The organism is Halobacterium sp. MBLA0001 (assembly GCF_049705385.1).
GTDB classification, from domain to species: domain Archaea; phylum Halobacteriota; class Halobacteria; order Halobacteriales; family Halobacteriaceae; genus Halobacterium; species Halobacterium salinarum.
In genome coordinates, this window is record NZ_JBNAMQ010000007.1 from 1,423,502 (window position 1) to 1,443,564 (window position 20,063).

Here is a 20,063-nt window from a genome sequence, read left to right on the forward strand (position 1 = left end):
CCCCGAATATGGGTTACGCTTCCACGCCGGGTTCACCGCCCGCGTCCAGGATCTCGTGGTAGCGGTTGCGGATGGTGACCTCGCTGACGTTCGCGACGGTGCTGACCTCGTTTTGCGTGACGCGCTCGTTCGTGAGCAGCGCCGCCGCGTACACCGACGCCGCGGCGAGGCCGACGGGCGACTTCCCGGACGTGATGCCGGCGTCGGCGGCGGCGGCCAGCAGGTCTCGGGCGCGCCGTTCGACGTCGCCGGACAGCTCCAGGTCAGAGCAAAACCGGGGAACGTAACTCGCGGGATCCGTCGGCGCGACTTCGAGGCTGAGCTCGCGGGCCACGTAGCGGTACGTGCGCGCGATTTCGCCGCGGTCGACGCGGCTGACGCTTGCGACCTCGTCGAGGCTGCGGGGCGTGTTTGCCTGCCTCGCGGCGGCGTACAGTGCGCTGGTGGCGACGCCCTCGATGGAGCGCCCGGGCAGCAGGTCCTCGCCGAGCGCGCGGCGGTAGATCACCGACGCGGTCTCCCGGACGCTGTCCGGCAGCCCGAACGCGGAGGCCATGCGCTCGATCTCACCCAGCGCCTGCTTGAGGTTGCGTTCCTTGCTGTTGCGGGTGCGGAAGCGCTCGTTCCACTTGCGCAGGCGCTGCATTTTCCGCCGCTGGCGCCCCGACAGGGTGTTGCCGTAGGCGTCTTTGTCCTGCCAGCCGATGTTCGTGGACAACCCCTTGTCGTGCATCATGTTCGTGGTCGGAGCGCCCACGCGGGATTTCTCGTCCTGTTCTTGGGCGTTGAACGCGCGCCACTCGGGGCCGTGGTCGATGCCGTCCTCCTCGACCACGAGGCCGCACTCGCCGCAGGTGGTCTCCCCGCGATCCTCGTCGGTCACCAGGTCGCCGTTGCACTCCGGGCACCCGTGGTCTTCGTCGGTGGACTCACGGCTGCGCTGCGTGGGTACTGATTCCGTGCCGTGGCTCCCGTCTCGTGTTGTGCGCTGGTTTGTCATTGTGGGGCTGGCTGCGGGGGGCCGGTGTGGTTGTCCGCTCGTGTGGATAATGCACATGCACGGGCAAAAGTACTTTGATAACTGTTACCACATATCATTAATTTGCGTGCTCGGTCCCGCCATCGAAACGCTTACCGCCGGCACGCGCGACCACTCGCGTATGACTGACGCCGTCGACGCCGAGGAGATCCGGCACGTCGCGGACCTCGCGCGCCTCCGACTGGACGACGAGGACGTCGACACCGTCGTCGACCACTGTGGGGACATCCTCGAACACTTCGAGCGCCTCGAAGAGGTCCCTGAAGTCGACGCCGAGCCGGAGCTGGTGAACGTGATGCGGGCCGACGAGATCGCGGACTCCCTCGACCAGGACGACGCGCTCGCAAACGCCCCCGAAACCGAAGACGGCCGGTTCAAAGGCCCCAACGTCTCGTAATGAGCCTGAACGCATTCATCACCGAGACGACCATCCAGGGAGCGGCCGACGGCCCCCTCGACGGCACGACGGTGGCCGTCAAGGACAACATCTCCACGAAAGGCGTGCCCACCACGTGTGGCTCGAAGATGCTGGCCGACTACGAGCCGCCGTACAACGCCACCGTCGTCGAGGACCTCCTCGCGGCCGGCGGGACCATCGTCGGCAAGACCAACATGGACGAGTTCGGCATGGGGACGACCACCGAGACCTCGTACTTCGGTCCCACCAAGAACCCGGTCGACGAAACCCGGGTGCCCGGCGGCTCCTCCGGCGGCTCCGCGGCCGCCGTCGCGAACGGCGACGCCGACCTCGCGCTCGGCTCCGACACCGGCGGCTCGGTTCGCGCGCCCGCCGCGTACTGTGGCGTCGTCGGCCTCAAACCGACGTACGGCCTGGTCTCCCGGTACGGACTGGTGGCGTACGCAAACAGCCTCGAACAGATCGGGCCGATCGCGCCCACCGTCGAGGGCGCGGCCGAACTCCTGGACGTGATCGCCGGCCCCGACGAACACGACGGCACCACCCGCGACGCGGGCGCAGACGCCGACTACGCCGGCGCCGCGACCGGCGACGTCGACGGGTTGACCATCGGCGTCCCGCAGGAACTCACCGACGGCGCTGACGACCGCGTCGTCGAGCGCTTCGAAGCGGCGCTTGCGGACCTCCGCGCGCAGGGCGCGACAACCGTCGACGTGGCGTTGCCGTCCTGTGAGTACGCCGTCGCCGCCTACTACGTCATCGCCATGTCCGAAGCCTCCTCGAACCTCGCGCGCTTCGACGGCGTGCGGTACGGCACCGGCGGCGGCTTCGACGGCAACTGGAACGAGACGTTCGCGGACGCGCGCGCCGACGGGTTCGGCGACGAGGTCACGCGCCGCATCCTCCTGGGGACGTACGCGCTGTCGGCGGGCTACCACGACAAATACTACAAGCAAGCCCAGGAAGCCCGGGCGTGGGTGAAACAGGACTTCGACGAAACGTTCGCCGACGTCGACGTGGTGGCGTCCCCGACGATGCCGGTGCTCCCGCCGAAGCTCGGCGAGAGCCTCGACGACCCCGTCCAGATGTATCTCGCGGACGCCAACACCACGCCGGCGAACCTCGCGAACCTCCCCGCCATCTCGGTGCCCGCCGGCGACGCCGACGGCCTCCCGGTCGGCGTTCAGCTCGTCGGCCCGAAGTTCGGCGAGGAAACGATCATCAACGCCGCCGCCGCCGTCGAACAGTAGCCGCCGCTCACAGCTCCTGGTGTGCCTGCTCTTCGTGAGCCTCCATCGCCGCCGCCCGCAGGCCGGTTTCGGCGTCTGACTCACACGCCAGATCCGGGACCGGGATCGGGGAGCCGTCGTCGTCGACCGCGACGAACGTGAAAAACGACGACGTCGTCTTTCGGGTCGCGCCCTCACGGGGGTCCTCGGCGTGCACGTCGACTTTCACGTCGATGCTGGTCGAGCCGGTGTCGAAGACGTACGCCTCGACCACCGCCACCTCCCCCATCTCGATGGCGGTGATGAAATCCACGTGATCCATCGACGCGGTCACGCACTGCGAGCCGGCGAACCGCATCGACGCGATGGCGGCGCAGATGTCCATCCAGTGCAGGACTGTCCCCCCGAGCGCCCGCCCGAGGTTGTTCGTGTCGTTCGGCAGCAGCATCTCGGTCATCTCCGTGTACGACTCCATCAGCCGGACCGTGTCGGTCATGCGCCGTCGTTTTCACCGGAGCGGTTGAAAGCTTGCGGGAGCGGCCGGCCAAGCATCGGGCCATCGACAGGTGTAAGGCTGGGCCCCCGTATCCGCTAGGTAATGAGTGAGGACGCCGCGTCGGCCGACCGCGAGGGGTCGGTGCGGGTCGTCGGCACGGCGCACGTCTCCTCGGACAGCGTCGAGGAGGTCGAGCGCGTTATCGACGACGAACACCCTGACACAGTCGCCGTAGAGCTCGACGAAGGCCGGTTCCGGCAGATGCAGGGCGACGCCCCCGATGACTTGGACGCTACGGACCTCCTGAAAGGCAGCATGGCGTTCCAGTTCCTGGCGTACTGGCTGTTGTCGTACGCCCAACGGCGCCTCGGCGAGAAGTTCGGCATCGAGCCCGGGGCCGACATGCAGGCGGCCGTGGACGCCGCGAACACCGCGGGGGCCGACGTGGCGCTCGTCGACCGCGACATCCAGGTGACCATCCAGCGCTTCTGGGCACGGATGTCGCTGCCGGAGAAGCTGCGGATGGGTGGCGAGTTGGCGCTCGGCGTCACCGACAGCCTGACACTCGGCCTGACCGTCGGCGGGCTGATCGGGGCGTTCGTGGGTGTGATCGCCGAGCTGCTCGGCGGTCTCTACGTGCTGCCCAGCGTGCCACCCGGACTCGGTGTGTTGGCAGGTGTGGTTGGCGTGATCGCCGCGATCACCGAAGTCGGACTGTTCGCCATCGCGGGCGGTGCCGTGTTCGGCATCGCGTTCACGGCGGTGTTGGCTTGGACCGCGCCGGACACGGAGACGGATGTCGCGGAGTTCTCCATGGACGAGCTCACTGACGCCGACGTGGTGTCGGCGATGATGGCCGAGTTCCGACGGTTCAGTCCGGGCGGCGCGCAAGCGCTCATCGACGAGCGCGACGCGTTCATCGCGCACAACCTGCTCGCGCTTCGCGCCCAGGGCAAAGACGTCGTCGCCGTCGTCGGTGCGGGCCACCGTGACGGCATCATGAACTACCTCGAAAACCCCGATTCGCTGCCCCCGATGGAGTCGCTGACGGGGAAAGAGACCGGGGGGTCGTGGCTGCTGAAAGGCGTCGGGCTGGCGTTCACTGTGGGGTTCCTGGTGTTTTTCGCGCTGCTCGTGATGGCCGGCGTGGGCAACGACGTGCTGTTGCAGGTGTTCGGCGGCTGGTTTCTGTTCAACGGCGTGTTCTCGCTGACCACCGCGAAGCTCGCGGGTGCCCACTGGACGTCGGCCGGCGTCGGCGGCGCAGTGGCGTGGCTCACGTCGGTGAACCCGCTGCTCGCGCCGGGCTGGTTCGCCGGATACATCGAACTGCGCTATCTCTCCGTGCACGTCACCGACATCGAGACGCTGAACACGCTGTTGGACGACGAAACGCGTCCGGTCCGGGAGATCGTCTCGGAGATGCTCGACGTGCCGTTGTTCCGGCTGATCGCCGTCGTCGCGATGACCAACGTCGGCAGCATCGTGGCGTCGGTGCTGTTCCCGCTAGTGGTGTTGCCGGCCATCGGCGGGCCGTTCGACTCGCTGCACGCGGTTTCGGACGCGATGGTGCAGGGCGCTGAGAACAGCGCCCGGGCGTTGTGGGGGCTGCTGTGACACGGTCGTGGGTGTCCTGGCACGAGGCGCGGGATCTCGGCGCGGCGTGGCTGCTGCTGGGGCTGGCGTTCGCGTTCTACCGGGTGCCGGTGTCGCCGACGACGCTGACGGACGTGCTCGCCAGTCAGGTGTTCGCCCGCGCGTTCGCGTTGAGCCTGGCGACCGTGGGCGTGGCGTTCCTGCTGCACGAGCTCGCACACAAGGCGGTGGCACTGCGGTTCGGACAGGAGGCGGAGTTCCGCGCCGACTACGGAATGCTGGGGCTTGCGGTCGCCGGCGGGCTCGCGGGGTTCCTGTTCGCCGCGCCGGGCGCGGTCCACCACCGCGGCTACATCACGCCACGCGAGAACGGCCTCATCGCACTGGCCGGCCCGCTGATGAACGTCGTGCTCGGTGCGGTCTCACTGGTGGTGTTGGTGACGGTCGCCCCCAGAGTCGGCTACTGGGGGGTGTTCATCAACGTCCTGCTGGCGGGGTTCAACATGATCCCGTTTGGCCCCCTGGACGGCGCGACGGTGCTGGAATGGAGCACGACGGCGTACGCGCTGTCGGCGGTGGTCACGATCGGGCCGGCGGTGTTGTTCTTCGCGGGCGTCCTCGTGTAGTTGGGTGGACGCGCATATACCAGTACGCTTAACGCCACGAGTTGCGCACGTGCGTGTATGACTGCTGGCGAGAACGCCGATGGCGACCCGGACGGACTGACCTACGCCGACGCAGGCGTCGACATCGCCGACAGCGAGGCCGCGACGGCGGCGCTCGTCGACGCCGCGTCGACGGGAACCGACGGCACCGCGTACGCCGGCCTGGTGGACCTCGGCGACCAGTATCTCGCGCTCGCCACCGACGGCGTAGGCACGAAACTGCTGGTCGCCGAGGCTGTTGGGGACTACTCCACGGTGGGCATCGACTGCATCGCGATGAACGTCAACGACCTCCTTGCGGCGGGTGTCGAACCGGCCGCATTCGTGGATTATCTCGCTGTTGACGAGCCCAACGAGCGGCGGGCGGCCGAGCTCGGCGACGGCCTGGCCGCCGGGGCGGACGCGGCCGGCGTCGCACTCGTGGGCGGCGAGACGGCGGTGATGCCCGACGTCGTGCGGGGGTTCGACATCGCGGGCACCGCGGCGGGCGTGGCCACCGACGCGGAGCTGTTCCCCGGTCGGGCCGAGGCCGGAGACGCGCTCGTTGGGTTCCCGTCCGCGGGCATCCACTCCAACGGGCTCACGCTCGCCCGCGAGGCGGCGACCCGGGACGGCGGCTACGACGAGCCGTATCCGTACGAGGGCTACGAGACAGTGGGGGACGCGCTGTTGGAGCCGACGCGCATCTACACCCATTTGCTCGATGCGTTCCGCGAGCACGGCGTCCACGCCGCCGCACACATCACCGGTGGCGGGTGGACGAACCTCGACCGCATGGGCGGGTTCCGCTACGAGGTGTCGGACCCGCTGCCCGCCCAGCAGGTGTTCGACTACGTGCAGGACGCCGGCGGCGTCAGTGACGCGGAGATGCACCGGACGTTCAACATGGGCACCGGGTTCGTGGTCGCGCTCCCAGAGGGCGCGGCGGCGGCGCTCGCGAGCCAGACGGACGGCGAGGTCGTCGGCCGCGTCGCCGACGGCGATGGCGTCTCGATCCGCGGGCTGTCCCTGTAGCCGGCGGTAACGGCCAGCGCTGGCGGGGCCACACGGCGCGTTCAGCCGGCATCGCCCCGTCGATACCCCCGGGTTGGCGGGCGGGTCAACTGATCCGGGCGGCGATGTCCGCCTGGGTGATGATGCCGACGGTTTCGCCGTCTTCGGTCACCATCACCGCCTTGTAGTGGTCGAGGAGGCTGGAGATCTCGTCGAGGGTCGCGTCCGCCGACACGGTGGGGAAGCTCTCGCTCATCACCTCGCGGACGGCATGGTCGCCGACGTCCTCGCCGGCGTGGACGATGTCGTTGTCGCTGATCGAGCCCACCGGGACCCCGCTGGAGATGACGGGCAGCTGGGAGTAGCCGGCGTTCTGCATGCGCGCAACGGCGTCGCTGACGGCGTCGTCGGGGGCGACGCTCACGAGGTCGGCGTGCATGAGTGTTGCCGCCCGCACCACGTCGCCTTCGGCTTCTTCGAGGGCTTCGACGATGCGCCGAAGCGTCGAGAGCCGCGGGTCGACGTCACCGCCTTCGATGCGCGCGATCAGCGGCTGGGAGACGTCCGCGCGGTCGGCAAGCTCGCTTTGGGTCAGATCGAGGGAGGTCCGCCGCTCGCGGAGATCTTGGGGCGTCGGTAGATGCACACGCCCAGATAACTAGGAGTTATTAATAAGTCTTCGGGGGTTACGCCTCCTCGGCCGGCGCGTCGCCGTCCTCGATGACGTCGATCACTTCCAGGGGAACGTCACGCAGCGCGCCCCCGACCTCGCTTTTCGCGATGCGCTGGGCGTGCTCGTCGCTGTCCGCGTTGAACACGGTGAGTTCGAGCACCAGCCCGACGAGGGCGGTGTTGGCCGCCAGGAACGCAGCATCGAGGCCCTCGCCACACGCAGGGCAGCCGGTCACGCCGGCCTCGACCTCGACGTAATCGAGGTCCTGGTCGTTCAGTCGTTTGCCGGCTTCGCTCACGGCGACGCCGATGGCGTCGTCGGAGTTCTCGACGTCACGGACCAGCCACGCAGCTTCCATCGCAACGACGTAGTTGCTCATACCACAGTGGACGTGACGGGGGAAGTCGTGCTTTGTGGTTCCGAACGCTCACGAGACCGCCGCCAGACTGTGTCTCCCGCCCGCCAGTCGTCATCTCACCGCTCACCGCGCTGCATCCAACTCACCCGGACGGTGTAACCCACAGGTAGACGGCGTATCAGCCGGTGTTTCGGACGCCCCGCGGAATCCCCGGAAGAGATGCTTTTATCAGTCCCGGGCTGGTATCGAGTGGTAATGTTCAACCCGAACAACGGCTCTGAGTTCGCCCGCAATCGGGCGCGACTCGACGACACGCCCAACCCCTACGAGCCGGAGGTCGGCTCGCTCCCCGAGGGCGACCGCTCGCAGGCCGGCTCGGACACCGTCAACAAGACCGGCACCACGATCGTCGGTCTGACCACCCAGGACGGCGTGCTGATGGCGTCGGACATGCGCGCGAGCCTCGGCGGCCGCGTCATCTCCAACAAGAACGTCCAGAAAGTCGAGGAGATCCAGCCCAACGCCGCCCTCTCGATCTCGGGATCGGTCGGTGGCGCCCAGAGCTTCATTCGGTCGCTGCGCGCCGAGGCGAACCTCTACGAGGCGCGGCGCGGCGAGTACATGTCCATCGACGCGCTCTCCACGATGGCGTCGAACCTCCTGCGCGGCGGGCCGTTCTTCCGCGTCGTCCCGATCCTGGGCGGCGTCGACGACGACGGCGGTCACGTCTTCAGCCTCGACCCCGCCGGCAGTTCGATGTCCGACACGTACACCGCACAGGGCTCGGGGATGCCGTACGCCCTGGGTGTGCTCGAACAGGAGTACAGCGAGGATCTGACGATGGCGGACGCCGAACAGGTCGCCGCCCACGCCGTGAAGTCCGCGAGCGAACGCGACACCGCCTCGGGCAACGGCATCCACATCACGAAGATCACCCACGACGGCCTCACGACCGTCGGCCACAAGGAATTCGACGCGCTCCTGTAACGCGCCGACCCAGAGCCGGTGTGACGGCCCCCGCGCGGGCTCGCCGTGGCAGCCCGTGTCCTGGCGGCTCACCGCCGTCTGTTTCTCCACTGTCGCCGCGGTTCGCGCCGCTTATCCGCGACTAGTCGCTACGTTATCGCAATGAAGTTCGGCTCGTTCGCCACGTTCGCTGCCGACATCGAAGCCACCGACGCCGACCTCGACGTGGTGGCGCTGGTCGCGGAGCTCTTCGACGCGGCCGACAGCGACCTCGATGTCGTCGCGCGGTTCGTCCAGGGACGCGTGTTCCCCGCCCACTCCGAGACGAAACTCGACATCGGGCCACAGCTCTGTTACACGGCGCTCTCGCGGGCTGCGGGCCGGAACGTCGACGCGGACGACATCGAGGCACGACTGGCCGAGACCGGGGACATCGGGGCCGTCGCCGGCAGCCTGGCCCTCGGCGGACAGACCGGACTCGCGGCGTTCGGGGGCGGCGACGACCACGCCGACGGACTCACCGTCAGCGGTGTTGCGGACGAACTCGCGGCCCTGGCGGCCGCCGCCGGCGACGGGAGCCAGTCCGAGAAAGTCACGCTCCTGTTCGGGCTGTTCAACCAGTGTACCAGCCGGGAAGCCCGATACCTCGCGCGGCTGGTGTTGGGTGAGATGCGCATCGGCGTCGGCGAGGGGGCCGTCCGGGACGCCATCGCTGAGGCGTTCGACGTGCCGACTGCGGCCGTGCAGCGCGCCCTCCAGGTGTCGAACGACTACGGCCTCGTGGCCGAAACCGCACGCGACAGCGGCACCGACGCGCTGGACGCGATGGGGCTGGAGGTGGGCCGCCCCGTGCAGGCGATGCTCGCGCAGGCCGGCACGGTCACGGACGCCCTCGACGAGTGGCGCGAGGCCGCCGTCGAAACGAAATTCGACGGCGCACGCGTCCAGGTGCACTACGACGGGGACGACGTGGTGCTGTACTCGCGGAACATGGAGAACGTGACCGGGGCGCTCCCGGAGCTCGTGGAGTTCGTCGAGAACAACGTCACGGCCCCCGTGATCATAGACGGTGAGGCCGTCGCGGCCGACGAGGACGGCGACCCACTGCCGTTCCAGGAGATCCTCAAGCGGTTCCGCCGCAAGCACGACGTGGCCGCGATGCGCGAGGAGATCAGCGTGGAACTGCACGCGTTCGACTGCCTGCACGCGCCGAGCGCCGACGGCGGCGAGGACCTACTGGACGCGCCGTTTTCCGACCGCCACCGGCGACTGCGCTCGGTGGTCGACGACGCGTCGGCGGTCTCGGAGGTGCTCGTGACCGACGACGCCGACGAGATCGCGGCCTTCGAGGCGGCCGCGCTGGAGGGCGGCCACGAGGGCATCATGCTGAAGAACCCGGCCGCCCCGTACACGCCCGGCGACCGCGGGAAAGACTGGCTGAAGCGCAAGCCCGACGTGGAGACGCTGGATCTGGTCGTGACCGGCGCGGAGTGGGGGGAAGGCCGCCGCGCGTCAGTGCTGGGGACGTTCCTGTTGTCCGCGCGGGACGCCGCCGGCGACGGCTTCGAGACCATCGGGAAGGTCGCCACCGGGCTGACAGACGAGGAGCTTGCGGCCCTCAGCGACCGCCTGGAGCCACACGTCCGCAGCGAGGACGGCCAGACGGTCGACATCGAGCCGGCGGTGGTTCTCGAAGTCGGCTACGAGGAGATCCAGGCGTCGCCGACGTACTCCTCGGGGTACGCGTTGCGGTTCCCGCGGTTCGTCTCCGTCCGCGAGGACAAAACCCCGGCGACGGCCGACACCATCGAGCGCGTCGAGCGGCTCGCCGCCCAGCAACAGCAGTGACAGCCGCCCCGCACTGACCAAAGACCTTCACGCCCACGCGCCCACACTACCCACGTGACCTACCGTGGCGTCGTTCTGGACCTGGATGGGACAGTCCTCCGTGGAGACACGCTGCTGCCCGGTGCCGAGGCGGGCGTCGCCGCGCTCCGCGAGCACGCCAACGCGGTGTTGTTCCTGACGAACAACCCCATGCGACCGGCCAGCGAGCACGCCGCCCGCCTGGAGGGCCTCGGCGTCGACGCCACCCCGAGTGAGGTACTGACCGCGACCGACGCGACGATCACGTACCTCCAGCGATCCCACGACGGCGCGGCAGTGTACCCCATCGCCGCGGACGCGATCACGGCCCAACTGCGCGCCGCCGGCGTCGCCATCACCGCCGATCCGGTGGCCGCCGACGTGGTCGTCGCCGGGTTCGACCCGGCGTTCGGCTTTCAGGACCTCCAGGCCGCGGTCGACGCGTTCGCGGACGGCACCACGGCGCTCGTCGGCACGGACCCAGACATCACGATCCCGGCCGCGGACGGAGCCAAACCGGGGTCGGGGGCGATCGTGCAGGCCGTCGCGGGTGTTGCCGAGCGCGACCCGGACGCGGTGCTCGGCAAACCCTCCGAGACGACTGCGCGGCTCGCGGTCGACCGCCTCGGCGTCCCGCCGGCGGAGTGTCTGGTCGTCGGCGACCGACCGGACACGGACGTGGCGTTGGGTGCGGCCGCCGGGATGACGACGGCGCTGGTTCGCACGGGCGTCGACGCCGCCGCGCCCGCTCACGCTCAGCCCGACCACGTCCTCGATTCGCTGGGCGAGATCGGGCGGCTGATCGCGTAACCCCGGTGGCCAACGCGCTGGGAATCACGGCCGGCCATTTATCCACACCGAGCGTACACGACGCTATGACAGTCACTGCCGCCGGCGTGACCGTTGATTGGCTCGGGTACGCGACCACGCGCATCGAGTGGGCGGACGGCACCGTCGCCTACACCGATCCCGGCCGGTACGGCGTGCTCACCGGCGAGTGGACGCCCGGCGGCTTCGAGGGGGCGCACGAGCACCCGCCGGGGGCGGAGTACCGCGCCCAGGACGGCGATCTCGTCGTGATCACGCACGCCCACCACTACGACCCCCACGGCATCGCGCGCGTCGCCAGCGCGGACGCGACGGTCGTCGTCTACGACGCGATCGACGCCGCCACCACCAGCCGGGATGTCACACCGGTCGACGCCCTGGACTACGACGTCAGGCGCGTCGAGTACGGGGCCCGCCAGCGAGCCGCCGGCGTCGCGCTCACCGTGACCGAGGCCCAGACGGCACCCGACGAGCCCGGCGGCACGTCCCTACACCCACCCGGCGTCGGCTGCGGGTACACGCTCACCCGCGGGGACACGACGGTCTTCTGGCCGGGTGCCTCCGACGCCCTCGCCAGCCACGACGCCATCGACTGCGACGTGTTGCTGGCACCGATCAGCCGCCGCATCACGATGGGAGAAACGGAGGCCGCGGACCTCGCCGATCGGCTCGACCCGGCGCTGGCTGTGCCGATCCATTACAACACCGTCGAGCGCCTGACCGGCGACGGCCGCAGGTTCGCCAGCGCCGTGGCGAGCAGCGGGGTGCCGGTGGCGCTTGACGAACAGGCGTCTACAGCACGCCCATCTCAGCGAGGCGCTCGGGGAGGTAGGTGTCCGTGACGAAGTCCAGGCCGCGGGACGCCAGTGCCTGCTGTTCGGCCTTCTTGTCGATGTCCAACTGGAGGCCGATCTGCTCGGTCCAGAAGTCACTCTGGAACCGGGGGTCCTCGAGCTCCGATTCGAGGGCGTTGACGTCGGAGTCGCTCAGCGGGTCCGTCGGCAGGTCGTAGTCGACGATGTCCTGGGGGCGGATGCCGATGAACTGCGCCTGCGGGGTGGCGAGATACTCCGAGAGGTGTGCGGACTTGATCGAACCGTAGGCGACGGAGCCGTAGATGCGATACGACCACGGGTCGCCGTCGGTGAACACGGTCACCGGGAGGTCGAGTTCGTCGTGGAGGCGCTTGGTGAGCCGCCTGGTGGCGCGGGCGGGCTGGCCGCCGAGGTGAACGACGATGGCGTTGTAGTCGTCGTCGAAGCCGTTCTCCACGAGCCGGTCGCGCATCCCACCGGTCTCCACGCAGAGCACGAAGTCGGCGTCGGTGTCGAGAAAGTCGATCGTGTCCGGGTTGTTCGGGATCTGGTAGCCGCCCTGCCCGACGTCCTCCTGGCAGTGGATCTCGCGGTCGCCCCGCCGGGTCTGCTCGCGCAGCCGCAGCGGCCCCATGACCTTCGCGCCGGACTCCTCGGGGCGCATGTGGAAGTCCTCCCGTTTCACCCCGGAGACGATTTCGAGGTCTTCGACGAGCTTGTCGCTCTCGCTTTGGTCGTTGAACTGGGCTTCGGCCTCGTCCCAGGACTCCGAGAGGTAGTAGAGTTCACGCAGCGTCGACGACCGCCCCTCGTCGAGTTGCTGGGCGAGGAAATCGACCGTGTAGACGGATTTCAACAGTTTCCGAGCGCCACGGACCGAGTTCGCCGAGCGCGTCGACTGGCTGTCACCGTACACCCAGACGTCGGCGTCCTCGTCGTACTCGATGTTGGATTTCGAGCGCGTCGGCAGCGACATCCGGGGGATGTCGCCGTCGGCGAACTGGTCGTAGAACTGCTCGGCGATCGCCAGCAACTGGTCGCGGGCCTCGGTCTCGTCGGAGGTGTGTGTCTCGCTCATGTGTCAGCCTCGGATACGGTGAGTCGTGCGTCCGCAACGCCCGATACGGAGAGCTCGCAGTCCGCGTCAGCGTCGACGCTGTACGTCAGCTCCGCGGCGTCGTCGCCGGCCACAGCGGGCGTCCACTTCACGAAGTATTCGTCGTCCATCGCCACGACGCTGGCGTCGTCGCCGACGCCGTCGGGTTCCGCGGAGACGATGTCGGTGACATCGACGTCCACGCTCCCGGTGCCGTGGTTCTCCACGCGCAGCGTCACCGTTTGCCCGTCGTCGCTGCGCGCACGCTCGACGAGCACGTTGTTCATGATGCGGGCAAGCGAGTCCGACACGTCGACGCCGCCGCGGCCGGTCAGCTCGCCGACTTTTTCGGCCATCGTCGGCAGGATGTCCATGATGACGTCCTGTTTCTGTTGGCGTTTCCGCATCGACTGGCGCTTCTGCAGGAAGGATTTCAGCTCGCGGGCGGCCTCCCGGACCGCCAGCTCGATCTCGGCCTCGATCTCGGGCACGTTGGCGATGGCGTCCTTGGATTCGCTCGTGAACGGCACGTTCGTCGAGGCGACGTGCACCATGATGACCGCCGGCCCCTGTGGCAGCCCCGAGCCGCCGGGCTGGCTGAGGTTGTAGTTGCGCCACCCGATGTCCCCGAGCACGTCGGTGGTGGCGCACGCGCCCCGTTGGTAGACGAGGGGCACGCGGTTCGCGAACCGCATCAGCTGGACGCCGCCCTCGCTGTCGATGTCGCCGCCGTACGCGATGCCGGCTTCGACGATGAACGGATCGCCGCCGTGCACGTCGGCGTCCCGCGTGGCCGCCGCGTAGAAGTCGGCGTCGAACTCCGTGCGCAGCCCGGCCTCCAGTTGGTCGGCTTCGATCGGCGACAGACACGACGTCGGCGGGGCCATCACGCTGACCGACGCCATCGCCGCCAGCAGGTCGCTGGCCGCGTCGCGGTCGTCGGCGAGCGCGCTCGTGTTCGGGGGGTCGTCGGGCACCGTTGCCATGCGCGCCCAGAGCGCGTCGGCGACGTTCTCGCGGGCCGTCTCACCGATCGTGGCGTCGGCGTACTCGGCGGTGTTCTCGGCGGCCCGGAAGACGTATTCGTCGAGGGTGTCCCGCGTGACGCGGTCGGTGTCACCATCGGACTCGAACTTCGCGGCGATCCGCTCGGCGAGCCCGCGTACGGTGGCGTCGTCTTTCTGGACGGTCGTCGCCTCATCGACCGGGCCGAGCACGTCGGCGACGCGGTCACTGGTGAGCGCGTCCCGGACGGCGGCCACGACGTTCGCCTGCACGGTCTCGCCGAACGACGTGCCGGTGTCGTCCTGTGCGTCGGCGGCTGCGTCCGCGACGAGCGCCCCCAACTCGGCGGGCGCGATGCTGTCGGCGTCCCGGACGGCGTCGGCGACCGTCCGCGCGAACACGGCCGTGTGTGTGGCGTCCTTGTTCGCAACGGCGTCGGCCACCGTCGCTTCGAGGTCGGCGTCGGCGGGCGGCCGCCACCGCATCTCACGGCCGAAATGCTCGTCGCGGAACGCGTCGATGATGCCGGTGGCGGTCTTGGAGCCGACGCGCGTGAACTCCGACTGCAGGAACCCCGAGACGGAGTGTGAATCCGTCTCCGCCAGCATCTTGATGAGCGTGCCGAGCTCGACGCCGTGCGGGTGGGGGAGGATTTCGTCGGTTTCGGCGGGCAGGCTGGCCTCCTCGGCGCGCTCTGATTTGAGCTCGCCGCCGGGCTCCTGTAACTCGATGCGGGCGTGTGGGTTCACGACCGCCGTGTGTTTGATGTAGTCGTGGAGCTGCCCGCGAGCCCGCATGTTCGCGTCGAGGGCCATCTCGATGCGCGTGCCATGCGTCCCCCGGAGGTCGCTTTTCGCGGCCGAAACCTCCGTTTCAGCGCTGATCTCCGGCTCGTTGGTGTCGGTGTCGATGATGAGCTCGTAGACGTTGGCGGTCTCGGAGTCCTGGGTCCGGCTCTCGATGCGCACCGGCTTCCCCGACGTCAGCTGCGAATACAGGACCGCCGCGGAGATCCCGATGCCCTGTTGGCCGCGGCTCTGCTCGCGGGCGTGGAACCGCGACCCGTACAGCAGCTTCCCGAAGATCTTCGGGATCTGTGCGTTGGTGATGCCCGGCCCGTTGTCCTCCACGATGAGGGTGTAGTAGTCTCGTCCCTCCGAGATTTCGACGTAGATGTCGGGGAGGATGCCCGCCTCCTCGGTGGCGTCGAGGGCGTTGTCCACGGCTTCTTTGACGGCCGTGACGAGCCCCCGGGCTCCGGAGTCGAAGCCCAGCATGTGCTTGTTCTTCTCGAAGAACTCGGCGACGGAGATCTCGCGCTGGCTCGCGGCAAGCTCCTCCGCGATGCCGTCCTCGTCGTCGTCGAGTGTCGACTGGAACGACGTCATTCAGTGTCCCGTGGTTCACGACCAGCGGCTAAAACACCAGCGGTGCCGGGGTGAAAGTGAAACCGGGCCCACAGTCGGCACACGCGCACACGCGTGCGAGCCTTTTTTACCACCCGACCGTCTACTGTGGTCTAACGTTCATGTCTGATCAAAGCGAGTACAGCGCTGGCCAAATTCAGGTTCTGGAGGGGCTCGAAGCCGTCCAGAAGCGGCCAGCGATGTACATTGGTTCCACTGACGCTCGTGGTCTGCATCATCTCGTCTACGAGGTCGTGGACAACTCCATCGACGAGGCGCTTGCAGGGTACTGTGATCGAATCGACGTAACGCTGCACGACGACGGCTCGGTGAGCGTCACCGACGACGGCCGTGGGATCCCGGTGGCCACCCACGAGGAGTACGACCGACCGGCGGTGGAAGTCATTCTCACTGTGTTGCACGCCGGCGGGAAGTTCGACGCGAAGTCCTACCAGGTGTCCGGCGGCCTACACGGTGTCGGCGTCTCCGTGGTGAACGCCCTCTCCGAGCGCCTCGCGGTGGAAGTCTCCCGGGACGGCGCGCGGTACCGCGAGCAGTTCGAGCGCGGCGAACCGGTTACCGACCTCCAACACGTCGGGGATAGCGACGACTCCGGGACGCTCATCCGGTTCCGTCCGGACAGCGAGATCTTCGAGACGACAGCGTACGACTTCTCCACGCTCGAAAACCGGCTGCGTGAGCTGGCGTTCCTGAACTCCGGCGTCGAGATCACGCTCACCGACGAGCGCGGCGACGAGCCCACGCAGTCCACCTTCGAGTACGAGGGCGGCATCCGGGAGTTCGTCGAATACCTCAACGAGACCCGCAATGCGCTGCACGACGACGTCATCTACTTCCAGGGTGAGGACGACGGCATCTCCGTCGAGATCGCCATGCAGGCCTCCGAGGACGTCCAGTCGTCGACGCACGCGTTCGCGAACAACATCAACACGCGGGAGGGTGGCACGCATCTCACTGGGTTCAAGACGGCGCTCACGCGCACCGTCAACGACTACGCCAACGACAACAGCCTGCTGTCGGAACTCGACGGCGAGAACCTCACCGGCGACGACATCCGGGAGGGGCTGACTGCGGTCATCTCCGTCAAACACCCCGACCCCCAGTTCGAGGGCCAGACCAAGACCAAACTCGGGAACAGCGAAGTCCGGGGCATCGTCGAGCGCGCCGTCAACGACGGCCTGGGGACGTATTTCGAGGAGAACCCCGCCACCGCCAAGGCGGTCGTGCGGACGGCCGTCGAAGCCGCGAAAGCCCGAAAAGCAGCCAAGAAAGCCGAGGAGCTCACGCGCCGGAAGTCCGCGCTGGGCTCCACGAGCCTCCCGGGGAAGCTGGCGGACTGCCAGAGCAAAGCCCCCGAAGACGCCGAGCTGTTCGTGGTCGAGGGCGACTCCGCCGGCGGCTCCGCGAAACAGGGCCGCAACCCCGGGTTTCAGGCGATCCTCCCGCTCGGGGGGAAGATCCTGAACGTCGAGAAACACCGCCTCGACCGGATCCTCGAACACGACGAACTCCGCCACATCATCACGGCGCTTGGCACCGGCATCGGCGACGAGTTCGACATCGACGAGCTGCGCTACGAGAACATCATCATGATGACCGACGCCGACGTCGACGGCGCGCACATCCGCACGCTGCTGTTGACGTTCTTCTATCGGCACATGAAGCCGCTGCTGGAGGCGGGATACGTCTACGCCGCCCAGCCGCCGCTGTACCGGATCCGATACCGCGGGGACACCTACGACGCGATGACGGAGGCCGACCGCGAGCGCATCGTCGAGGAGCAGTGCAACGGCAACCCCACGCAGGTCCAGCGGTTCAAGGGCCTCGGAGAGATGAACCCCCAGCAGCTCTGGGACACCACGATGGACCCCGAGAACCGCATCCTCAAGCGCATCACCGTCGAGGACGCGGCGGCCGCGGACAAGATGTTCTCCGTGTTGATGGGGGACGCCGTCGAACCACGCAAACAGTTCATTCAGGAGCGCGCCGGCGACGCCGAATGGGTCGACATCTAAGATGAGTTCCGAATCACCAGACGTACCCGACGACGTGGCGGATCGAGTGAAGAACGTGCGCGTGGACGAGGAGATGGAGCAGTCGTACATCGACTACGCGATGAGCGTCATCGCGGGGCGCGCGCTCCCGGACGTCCGGGACGGCCTCAAGCCCGTGCATCGTCGCATCCTCTACGCGATGCACGAGTCCGGCGTGACAAGCGGGTCGGGCCACCGGAAGTCATCGAACATCGTCGGGGACACCATGGGTGATTACCACCCACACGGCGACTCGCCGATCTACGACGCGCTGGTGCGGATGGCCCAGGACTTCTCGATGCGGTATCCGCTGGTCGACGGCCAGGGGAACTTCGGCAGCGTCGACGGCGACCCGGCCGCAGCGATGCGGTACACGGAGGCCCGGATGGCCCCCATCGCCGAGGAGCTGCTGACCGACATCGAGAAAGACACCGTCGCGTTCCAGGCCAACTACGACGACCGCCTGACCGAGCCGGCGGTGTTGCCGTCGTCGTTCCCCAACCTGCTGGTGAACGGCTCGTCGGGCATCGCCGTCGGCATGTCGACGAACGTCCCGCCGCACAACCTCGGGGAGGTCATCGACGCCACCATCCACCTCATCGACACCCCCGACTGCACGGTTCTGGATCTGATGGAGTACGTGAAGGGCCCGGACTTCCCGACGGCCGCAAACATCGTCGGGCGGGCGGACGTCAAGCAGGCCTACCAGACGGGCCGGGGTCGCGTGCGAATGCGCGCCGAATACCACGTCGAGAGCAACGGCCGCAGGGACAGCATCGTCATCACGGAGCTGCCCTACCAGCAGAACAAGTCAACGCTGGTCGAGCGCATCGCCGACGACGTCAGGGACGGCAAGCTGGAGGGGATCACGGACCTGCGGGACGAGTCCGACCGCAACGGCGTCCGCATCGTCATCGACCTCAAGCAGAAGGCCAACACCGACGTCGTGGAGAACCGGCTGCTCGAGAGCCACCTCGAGAAGACGTTCAGCGTCATCAACCTCGCGCTCGTCGACGGCGAGCCGAAGGTGTTGACGCTGAAAGAGCTGCTCGCGGAGTACGTCAGCCACCGCAAGGAGGTCGTGCGCCGCCGCAGCGAACACGACCTGGGGGAGGCAGAGGACCGCGCACACATCCTCGACGGCCGGCTGACGGCCTTGGAGAACGCGGACGAGGTCGTCGAGCTGATCCAGGACGCCGAGGACCGCGACGCCGCCAAGGAGACGCTGAAGTCGGCGTTCGACTTCTCGCAGGACCAGGCCGACCACATCGTGCGGATGCAACTGGGCAGCCTGACGTCCATGGAGGCGGCGGACATCGAATCCGAGTACGAGGACGTGACCGCGCGCATCGAGCGCCTCGAAGAGATCCTCGGCAGCGAGCAGGAGCTCCTCGACGTGATCAAAGACGAGCTCCGGGAGATCAAAACCCAGTACGCCGACGAGCGCCGCACGTCGTTCATCGAGGACACGGGCACGGTGGCCGACGAGGACCTCATCCCGGAGGAGGACACGGTGGTGGTGCTCAGCGAGGGCGACTACATCAAGCGCGTGCCCGCGGAGACGTTCGACGCCCAGCACCGCGGCGGGAAGGGGATCATCGGCTCCGATCTGAAGGACGGCGACCGCGTCTCGACGGTGTTCACGGCGAGCACCCACGACTACCTGCTGTGTTTCACCGACCAGGGCCAGGTCTACCGACTGAAGGTCTATCAGGTGCCGGAGATGTCTCGAACGGCGCGGGGAACGTCGGCGGTGAACATCCTCGATCTCGACGACGGAGAGGAGATCTCGGCGGTCGTCACCGCCGACGACCTCGACTTCGAGGCCGACGACGAGTATCTCACGATGGCGACCCGGAACGGCTACGTCAAGCGCACCAGCGTCGGCGAGTTCGGGAACATCCTCTCGACGGGGATCATCGCCATCGACCTGGAGGACGGCGACGCGCTCGCGGACGTCGAGGTGACCGACGGCAGCCACGACGTGATCCTCGGCAGCGAGGCGGGGATGGCGATCCGCTTCGACGAGGGCGACGTGCGCGCGATGGGGCGCAACGCGCGCGGCGTTCGCGGCATGGATCTGGACGCGGCCGACCGGATCGCCGGCGTCGCCGCGGTCGAATCCGAGGACGACCGCAGCCTCCTGACGGTCACCGAGTTCGGCTACGGCAAGCGCACCCGCATCGGCGAGTATCGCTCCCAGTCCCGGAACGGCAAGGGGCTGGTGGACATCAAGACGGGCGACCGGAACGGCGACGTCGTCTCCGTCGACGCGGTCGGCGACGACGACAGTCTCGTCGTGATGAGCGCGGACGGCCAGATCATCCAGATGCCCGTCGACGAGATCTCGACGGTGGGCCGGAACACGAAGGGCGTCAACATCATGGCCGTCGGGTCGGGCGACGAGGTTGCGGGGGTCTCCGTGCGCGCCGCCGACCAGGCCGACGGCGAAGAGTAGCGCCACGGCGACCGCGCTCGCGAACGCCGCCGCCCGGGAGACTGTTTCAGGAGCGTGTGGATGGCTGCCCCGCGAATAAACTGGAATCAACACCATCGCGGG

17 protein-coding genes are annotated in these 20,063 nt (G+C 68.2%); 11 read left to right on the plus strand and 6 right to left on the minus strand.

What is annotated here, in order from left to right; translation table 11 throughout:
- Window positions 1-13: 13 nt before the first annotated feature.
- Window positions 14-1,000: a transcription initiation factor IIB gene (locus ACOZ32_RS08625; protein ID WP_010902609.1), complete on the minus strand. Its 987-nt coding sequence runs from the start codon at window positions 998-1,000 to the stop codon at window positions 14-16.
- Window positions 1,001-1,160: 160 nt separating this feature from the next.
- Between ACOZ32_RS08625 and gatC the strand changes: the two genes are divergently transcribed.
- Together gatC and gatA are read left to right on the plus strand one after the other, a co-directional pair.
- A complete protein-coding gene (gene gatC, locus ACOZ32_RS08630) occupies window positions 1,161-1,436 on the plus strand; it encodes an Asp-tRNA(Asn)/Glu-tRNA(Gln) amidotransferase subunit GatC (RefSeq protein WP_012289242.1) in 276 nt (91 codons plus the stop codon).
- A complete protein-coding gene (gene gatA, locus ACOZ32_RS08635) occupies window positions 1,436-2,707 on the plus strand; it encodes an Asp-tRNA(Asn)/Glu-tRNA(Gln) amidotransferase subunit GatA (protein ID WP_235158000.1) in 1,272 nt (423 codons plus the stop codon). The genes gatC and gatA overlap by 1 nt, the downstream gene beginning before the upstream one ends.
- A 7-nt stretch (window positions 2,708-2,714) precedes the next feature.
- On the opposite strand, the gene ACOZ32_RS08640 is transcribed toward gatA, so the two are convergent.
- Window positions 2,715-3,182, minus strand: coding sequence for an acyl-CoA thioesterase (locus ACOZ32_RS08640; protein ID WP_010902612.1), 468 nt, complete (start codon window positions 3,180-3,182; stop codon window positions 2,715-2,717).
- Window positions 3,183-3,284: 102 nt separating this feature from the next.
- On the opposite strand from ACOZ32_RS08640, the gene ACOZ32_RS08645 reads away from it, so the two are divergent.
- The 3 genes from ACOZ32_RS08645 to purM are packed head-to-tail and all read left to right on the plus strand — an operon-like array spanning window position 3,285 to window position 6,457.
- Entirely contained in the window at window positions 3,285-4,799 is a 1,515-nt protein-coding gene (locus ACOZ32_RS08645) for a TraB/GumN family protein (protein ID WP_010902613.1), read from the plus strand.
- The gene (locus ACOZ32_RS08650; protein WP_012289243.1) at window positions 4,796-5,404 is read left to right on the plus strand and encodes a Zn-dependent protease; all 609 of its coding nucleotides are present in this window, start codon (window positions 4,796-4,798) and stop codon (window positions 5,402-5,404) included. Before ACOZ32_RS08645 ends, ACOZ32_RS08650 begins: the two co-directional genes overlap by 4 nt.
- A 57-nt stretch (window positions 5,405-5,461) precedes the next feature.
- A complete protein-coding gene (purM, locus tag ACOZ32_RS08655; RefSeq protein WP_424335139.1) occupies window positions 5,462-6,457 on the plus strand; it encodes a phosphoribosylformylglycinamidine cyclo-ligase in 996 nt (331 codons plus the stop codon).
- 85 nt (window positions 6,458-6,542) lie between these two features.
- Here purM and ACOZ32_RS08660 read toward each other — a convergent pair whose 3' ends face one another.
- Together ACOZ32_RS08660 and ACOZ32_RS08665 are read right to left on the minus strand one after the other, a co-directional pair.
- Complete coding sequence (locus tag ACOZ32_RS08660; RefSeq protein ID WP_010902616.1) at window positions 6,543-7,082, minus strand: helix-turn-helix domain-containing protein; 540 nt, start codon at window positions 7,080-7,082, stop codon at window positions 6,543-6,545.
- Between the two features lie 40 nt (window positions 7,083-7,122).
- Window positions 7,123-7,488, minus strand: coding sequence for a DUF555 domain-containing protein (locus tag ACOZ32_RS08665; protein ID WP_010902617.1), 366 nt, complete (start codon window positions 7,486-7,488; stop codon window positions 7,123-7,125).
- A 234-nt stretch (window positions 7,489-7,722) separates the two neighbouring features.
- Between ACOZ32_RS08665 and psmB the strand changes: the two genes are divergently transcribed.
- The 4 genes from psmB to ACOZ32_RS08685 all read left to right on the plus strand — a co-directional run bounded on the left by psmB (window position 7,723) and on the right by ACOZ32_RS08685 (window position 11,969).
- Window positions 7,723-8,454: an archaeal proteasome endopeptidase complex subunit beta gene (psmB, locus tag ACOZ32_RS08670; protein ID WP_012289244.1), complete on the plus strand. Its 732-nt coding sequence runs from the start codon at window positions 7,723-7,725 to the stop codon at window positions 8,452-8,454.
- 141 nt (window positions 8,455-8,595) lie between these two features.
- Complete coding sequence (ligA, locus tag ACOZ32_RS08675) at window positions 8,596-10,281, plus strand: ATP-dependent DNA ligase LigA (protein WP_205251661.1); 1,686 nt, start codon at window positions 8,596-8,598, stop codon at window positions 10,279-10,281.
- A 54-nt stretch (window positions 10,282-10,335) separates the two neighbouring features.
- Window positions 10,336-11,109, plus strand: coding sequence for an HAD-IIA family hydrolase (locus ACOZ32_RS08680; protein ID WP_205251662.1), 774 nt, complete (start codon window positions 10,336-10,338; stop codon window positions 11,107-11,109).
- Window positions 11,110-11,174: 65 nt separating this feature from the next.
- Window positions 11,175-11,969: an MBL fold metallo-hydrolase gene (locus tag ACOZ32_RS08685; protein WP_205251663.1), complete on the plus strand. Its 795-nt coding sequence runs from the start codon at window positions 11,175-11,177 to the stop codon at window positions 11,967-11,969.
- Here the strand turns inward: ACOZ32_RS08685 and ACOZ32_RS08690 are convergent.
- Window positions 11,920-13,020, minus strand: a complete 1,101-nt coding sequence (locus ACOZ32_RS08690) for a DNA topoisomerase IV subunit A (RefSeq protein WP_010902622.1) — start codon at window positions 13,018-13,020, stop codon at window positions 11,920-11,922. The genes ACOZ32_RS08685 and ACOZ32_RS08690 overlap by 50 nt on opposite strands.
- The gene (locus ACOZ32_RS08695) at window positions 13,017-15,431 is read right to left on the minus strand and encodes a DNA topoisomerase VI subunit B (protein ID WP_205251664.1); all 2,415 of its coding nucleotides are present in this window, start codon (window positions 15,429-15,431) and stop codon (window positions 13,017-13,019) included. The genes ACOZ32_RS08690 and ACOZ32_RS08695 overlap by 4 nt, the downstream gene beginning before the upstream one ends.
- A gap of 140 nt (window positions 15,432-15,571) precedes the next feature.
- Here ACOZ32_RS08695 and gyrB point away from each other — a divergent pair, with 140 nt between their 5' ends.
- The gene (gene gyrB, locus ACOZ32_RS08700) at window positions 15,572-17,485 is read left to right on the plus strand and encodes a DNA topoisomerase (ATP-hydrolyzing) subunit B (protein WP_205251665.1); all 1,914 of its coding nucleotides are present in this window, start codon (window positions 15,572-15,574) and stop codon (window positions 17,483-17,485) included.
- A gap of 1 nt (window position 17,486) precedes the next feature.
- Complete coding sequence (gene gyrA / locus ACOZ32_RS08705) at window positions 17,487-19,961, plus strand: DNA gyrase subunit A (RefSeq protein ID WP_205251666.1); 2,475 nt, start codon at window positions 17,487-17,489, stop codon at window positions 19,959-19,961.
- Window positions 19,962-20,063: the final 102 nt, after the last annotated feature.